General features: G+C 70.3%; 1 protein-coding gene. It reads left to right on the top strand.

Annotated features, from left to right (window positions below; translation table 11 throughout):
• Nucleotides 1-6,090, top strand: a 6,090-nt coding sequence (locus ACIQE0_RS38600) for an amino acid adenylation domain-containing protein (protein WP_402341043.1), incomplete at both ends; no start/stop codon positions are given.

The raw sequence follows: 6,090 nt of genomic DNA, 5'->3' as shown, positions 1-6,090 counted from the left end.
CTTGAGTATCTGGGGCGTTCCGATGACCAGGTCAAGTTGCGGGGCTATCGGATCGAGTTGGGCGAGGTCGAGAGTGCGCTGACGGCACTCCCGGGTGTGGCCGCGGCCCGTGCGCTCATCCGCGAGGACCGACCGGGCGACAAACGCCTGGTGGCCTACGTCGTTCCCACGGACGGCAGCACGGTGCAGGCGGCCGCGCTGCGGGCGGAACTGATCGGCACGCTGCCGGAGTACATGGTCCCGGCCGCGTTCGTCGTCCTCGACGCGTTGCCGCTGCTGCCCAACGGCAAGGTCGACCGCCGGGCCCTGCCCGCCCCCGAGGTCTCGACGGGCAGCGGTGAGGGACGCGGACCGCACACGGTCCAGGAAGAGATCCTGTGCGGTCTCTTCGCCGATGTGCTCGGCCGGCCCCAGGTCGGAGTCGACGAGGGGTTCTTCGACCTGGGCGGGCATTCGCTGCTCGCCACCCGGCTCGTCAGCCGGGTGCGCTCCGCCCTCGGGGTCGAGCTCGCCGTCCGCACGCTCTTCCAACACCCCACGCCCGCCGGTCTCGCCGCCGCGCTGGACGGAGCCGGGCGGGCCAGGACTCCGGTGGTGCCGACAGAGCGGCCCGCGACCGTGCCGCTGTCCTTCGCCCAACAACGGTTGTGGTTCCTCAACCGCCTCGACGGGCCCGGTGCCAGCTACAACATCCCGCTCGTGCTGGAACTCGACGGGACGCTCGACGCCCATGCCCTGCACTCCGCGCTCGTTGACGTGGTCGAGCGGCACGAGGTGCTGCGCACGGTCTTCCCCGAGCAGGACGGCGTACCGCGGCAACGTGTACTGGATGCCTCCGTCGCGGACCTGGACCTGCGGATGCGCGAGATCGACGCCGACGCGCTCGACGCGGCCGTGAGCGCCGCGGTGACGACTCCGTTCGACGTGGTGACCGATCTGCCGCTGCGCTCCTGGCTGTTCCGGACGAGTCCGCAACACCATGTGCTGGTGCTCGTCCTGCACCACATCGCCGGTGACGGCTGGTCCCTGGCACCCCTGGCACGCGACCTGGGCGCCGCCTACCGCGCGTGCATCGCCGGCAAGGCACCCGACCGCCCGGCGCCGACGGTGCAGTATGCCGACTACACCCTCTGGCAGCGAGACATCCTCGGCACGGAGGCCGACTCCGACAGCCTGGCCTCCCGGCAACTCGCCTTCTGGCGCCAAGCGTTGGACGACCTACCGGAACTGCTCGAACTGCCCCTCGACAGGCCCCGCCCGGCTGCCACGAACCCTGCCGGCGGCGTCTTCGTCCGCACGCTGGACTCCGCACTGCACCAGCGGCTGCTCGACCTGGCCCAGTCCTCCGGCAGCACGCTCTTCATGGTGCTGCAGGCTGCCGTGGCGACGGTGCTCTCCCGGCACGGCGCCGGGACCGACATCCCCCTCGGAACCCCCGTCGCAGGCCGTACCGACGAGGCACTGGACGAGCTGATCGGGTTCTTCGTCAACACCCTCGTCCTGCGCACGGACGTGTCGGGCGACCCGACCTTCCGCGAACTCCTCGGCCGAGTGAGAGAGTTCGACCTCGCGGCATACGCCCATCAGGATGTGCCGTTCGAATGGCTGGTGGAGAGCCTCAACCCGGTCCGCGCCCGCAACCACCACCCGCTGTTCCAGACGATGCTGGTGCTGCAGAACCAGGACACCGCAGACACCGAACTGCCGGGACTGACGGTCGGCAGCCGCCTGGCGCACAACGGGATCAGCAAGTTCGACCTGACCTTCGCCTTCGGTGAGGACCCTGCGCAGGGCGGGCTGACGGCTGGAGTCGAGTACGCCACCGCGCTCTTCGACGCCGCCACCGTCGAGGCCCTGACCGGTCGCCTGGTCCGACTGCTGGAGGCCGTCGCCACCGACCCGGACCGGCCCCTGCACAGCTACGACCTGCTGTCCGACGACGAACGCGCCGAGGTCGTCGGCTGGGGCGAGGGCGAGCGCCTCCCGGCAGTCACCGCTGGAGCGAGCCTGCCCGGGTTGTTCGCGGCGCGGGTGGCTGCGGACCGGTGTGCGGTGGCGGTGTCGGGTGGGGGAGTGGTGTTGTCGTATGGGGAGTTGGATGAGGTTTCGGGGGCTCTGGCGTCGTGTTTGGTGGGGTGTGGTGTAGCGGCCGAGGGCGGCGTGGGTGTGGTGCTGGGGCGTTCTGTCGCTGTGGTGGCGGCGTCGTTGGCGGCGGTGCGGGCGGGCGGTGCCTATGTACCGCTGGATGTCCGTTGGCCCGTGGAGCGGCTGTGCCAGGTTGCGGACGTCAGTGGTGTCCGGGTGCTGATAGTCGGCGAGGAGTTCGCAGGTCACGGGTGGATCGCGGAGATGCGGCAGCATGTTCCGGTCGTGGTGGTCGATGCCGTGGGGCGGGTGGTCGATGGTGCGCCGGCGCGGGCTGCTGCGCTGCCTGTGGTGGCGGGGGGTGAGTGGCTGGCGTATGTGATGTTCACGTCCGGTTCGACGGGGATACCCAAGGGTGTTGGGGTCTCGCATGCGGATGTGGCGGCGTTGGCCGCCGACAGTGCCTGGGCGGGCGGTGTCGCCGATGCGGTGCTTCTGCATTCTGCCTATGTCTTCGATGCCTCGACCTTCGAGATCTGGGTGCCGCTTCTCAACGGTGGGCGGGTGGTCGTCGCTCCGGAGGGTGCCCTTGAGCCCCATGTCCTGCGTGATGTCGTCACCGCGGAGCACGTCACCGCTCTGTTCCTGACCACCGCCCTGTTCAACGTCGTGGCGGAGGTGGACCCGCAGGCCCTGGCCGGTGTCCGGATGGTCTGCGCGGGCGGTGAAACGGCCTCGCCCGGAGCGATGCAGCAGGTCGCAGGGCACCTGACCGGCACGCGGGTCCTCCACGTGTACGGCCCGACGGAGACCACCACCTTCGCCGCCCGCCACCACGTCACCCCCGACACCCCGAGCGGACCGCCGCCCATCGGCCGGGCCCTGGACGGTATGCGTGCCTACGTGCTGGACGCGGGCCTGGGAAGGGTCGCCCCAGGCGTGACCGGAGAGCTGTACCTCGCCGGACCGGGCGTGGCCCGCGGCTATCTGGGCCGCCCCGGCCTGACGGCCACGCGTTTCGTGGCCGATCCCTTCGACGCGTCGGGCGGGCGGATGTACCGCACCGGCGACCTCGTGCGGTGGGACGCCGACGGCCGGCTCGTCTACCTCTCCCGTGCCGACGACCAGGTCAAACTCCGCGGCCACCGCATCGAACCCGGTGAGGTGGAGGGCGTACTCGCCGCTCTGCCGGGCGTCGCCACCGCATACGTGCGGGTACGTGAGGACCTGCCGGGCGACCGGCGGCTGGTCGGATATGTGGTGCCCTCCGCCGGTGCGGCGCCGGACCCCGCGGAACTGGCCTCGGGCGTGGGACGGGCACTCCCGGCGTACATGGTCCCCTCGGCGTTCGTCGTGCTCGACGCACTGCCGCTGACGCCGAACGGGAAGGTCGACCACCGTGCGCTTCCGGTGCCCGAGGCGTCCGGCGGTGGCGAAGGCCGCGGCCCGCGCACGGCCCGCGAGGAGATCCTGTGCGGTCTGTTCGCCGCGGTCCTGGGCGTCGACCGGGTCGGCGTGGCGGACAACTTCTTCGAGGCCGGTGGACATTCGCTGCTGGCGACACGACTGGTGAGCCGGGTGCGCTCGGCCCTGGGCGTCGAGGTCGAGGTCCGCACGCTCTTCGAGCACCCGACGGTCGCCGGACTCGCCGCGGCCCTCGACGCCGCCGACGCGGCACGGCCGTCGGTACTTCCCGAACAGCGCCCCGAAGCCATGCCGCTCTCCTTCGCACAGCAGCGCCTGTGGTTCCTGGGCCGGCTGGAAGGGCCTGGCGCCACCTACAACATCCCGCTGGTGCTGCGGCTCGACGGCCCCCTGGACGTTGCCGCACTGGGTGCCGCGCTGAGCGACCTCGTCGAGCGCCACGAGACCCTGCGCACCGTCTGTCCGGTGACCGACGGCGTCGCCCGTCAACTGGTGCTGGACGCCTCCGCAGTCGACCTCGCACCGCGCCCCCAGGACGTGTCGCCGGCCGAGCTGGACCGGGCGCTCACGGACAGCGTCAGCTGCGCCTTCGACGTGGCGACGGACGCTCCGGTGCGGGTGCGGTTGCTGCGGCTGGGCGCCGAGACGCATGTACTGGCACTGGTGGTGCACCACATCGCGGCGGACGGTTGGTCGGTGGCCCCACTGGCCCGCGATCTCGGCGCTGCCTATCGGGCGCGCGCCGAGGGCGGGGCTCCCGCGTGGTCGCCGCTGCCGGTGCAGTACGCCGACTACACGCTGTGGCAGCGGCGCATGCTGGGCCAGGAGTCCGACCCCGAGAGCCTGACGACCCGCCAACTGGACTTCTGGCGACAACGGCTGGCAGGGGCCCCCGAGTTGCTGGAACTCCCGTGGGACCGGCCGCGGCCTGCGGTACTGCGTTACGAGGGCGACGCCTTCACCTTCTTGATCGACCAGGACACCCACCAAGGGCTCGTGGAGTTGGCGCGCGCCTCGGGCTGCACCCTGTTCATGGTGGTGCAGGCGGCGGTGTCGGTCCTGCTGTCCCGGCACGGCGCCGGTGAGGACATTCCGCTCGGTACGGCTGTGGCCGGCCGGACGGACGAGGCCCTGGACGACCTGGTCGGGTTCTTCGTCAACACCCTGGTCCTGCGCACGGACCTGTCGGGCGATCCCACCTTCCGTGAACTGCTCGGCCGGGTGCGGGAGTTCGACCTGGCGGCGTTCGCGCATCAGGACGTGCCGTTCGAGAGGTTGGTGGACGCACTCGATCCGGTGCGGTCGCAGGACCGCCATCCGTTGTTCCAGGTGATGCTGGTATTGCAGAACCAGGCGGCGGCCGACATCGAGCTGCCTGGGCTCACGGTGACCGGTCAGCCCGTTCACACCGGCATCAGCAAGTTCGACCTGACCCTCTCGCTCACCGAGAAGCGGGACGAGTCGGGTGACGCGGCGGGCATCGAGGGGCATCTGGAGTACTCCACCGAGCTGTTCGAGGCCGGTACCGCCCGGGCGCTGACCGACCGGCTGTCGCGGTTGCTGGCAGCAGTGATCGCCGACCCCGACCAGCGCGTGCACGAGGTCGAGCTGTTCACCGACGAGGAACGGGCGCGCGTGATCACCGCGGGTTACGGCCAGTCCCGGCAGGTGCCGCGATGGACCGTGCCGGAGCTCTTCAGTGCGCAGGTGGGGCGGACGCCGGGTGTGGTGGCGGTGCGTGATGGTCGGCGTGTGTTGACGTATGCCGAGTTGGAGGTGGAGGCCAACGATCTGGCGCATCACTTGGTGGGGTGTGGGGTCGGTTCGGAGGATCTGGTGGCGTTGGCGCTGCCGGGGACTGCGGAGATGGTTGTGGCGATGTTGGCGGTGTTGAAGGCGGGGGCGGCGTATCTGCCGGTGGACCCGGCCTATCCGGCTGCTCGTATCACGTATCTGCTGGCGGATGCTCGTCCCAAGCTGCTGATCACAGGGCGGGCGGTCCGCGAACAACTGCCGTCGACGGATGTGCCGTTGGTGGTGATGGACGATTCGGCGTCGTGGTCTGTCGGCCGTACTTCCGGTCCGGATGGTGTGGTGTCTGCTGCGGGTGCGGCGTATGTCATCTACACCTCGGGTTCTACGGGGCGTCCGAAGGGGGTGGTGGTGACTCATACGTCGGTGACGCATCACATGGCGTGGATGGCCGACCACCTCGCACTGACGCCAGAGGACCGAGTACTGGCCCGGACGTCGCCGAGCTTCGACGCCTCGGTGTGGGAGATCTGGCTGCCGCTGCTCCATGGCGCGTCCACGTGCCTGGTGTCACCGGAGACGAATCGCGATCCGGACCAGCTGCTCTACCGCATGCGGGACTTCGCGGTGACGGTTGCGCAGTTCGTGCCCTCGCACCTGTCGTTGGTGTTGGGTGGCGGGACGGGGACAGCTCCTGGGAGTCTGCGGGCTGTTCTCTGTGGCGGTGAGCCGTTGATGGGGGAGTTGGCGGCTCGGGTGGCTGATGCCTGGTCGGTGGAGGTGCACAACCTCTACGGGCCGACGGAGGCGACGATCGATGCCGTCGTG

Origin of the sequence: Streptomyces sp. NPDC093097, from assembly GCF_044754325.1 — a bacterium.
GTDB lineage: Bacteria > Actinomycetota > Actinomycetes > Streptomycetales > Streptomycetaceae > Streptomyces.
This window is presented reverse-complemented; position numbering and strand designations above follow the sequence as displayed.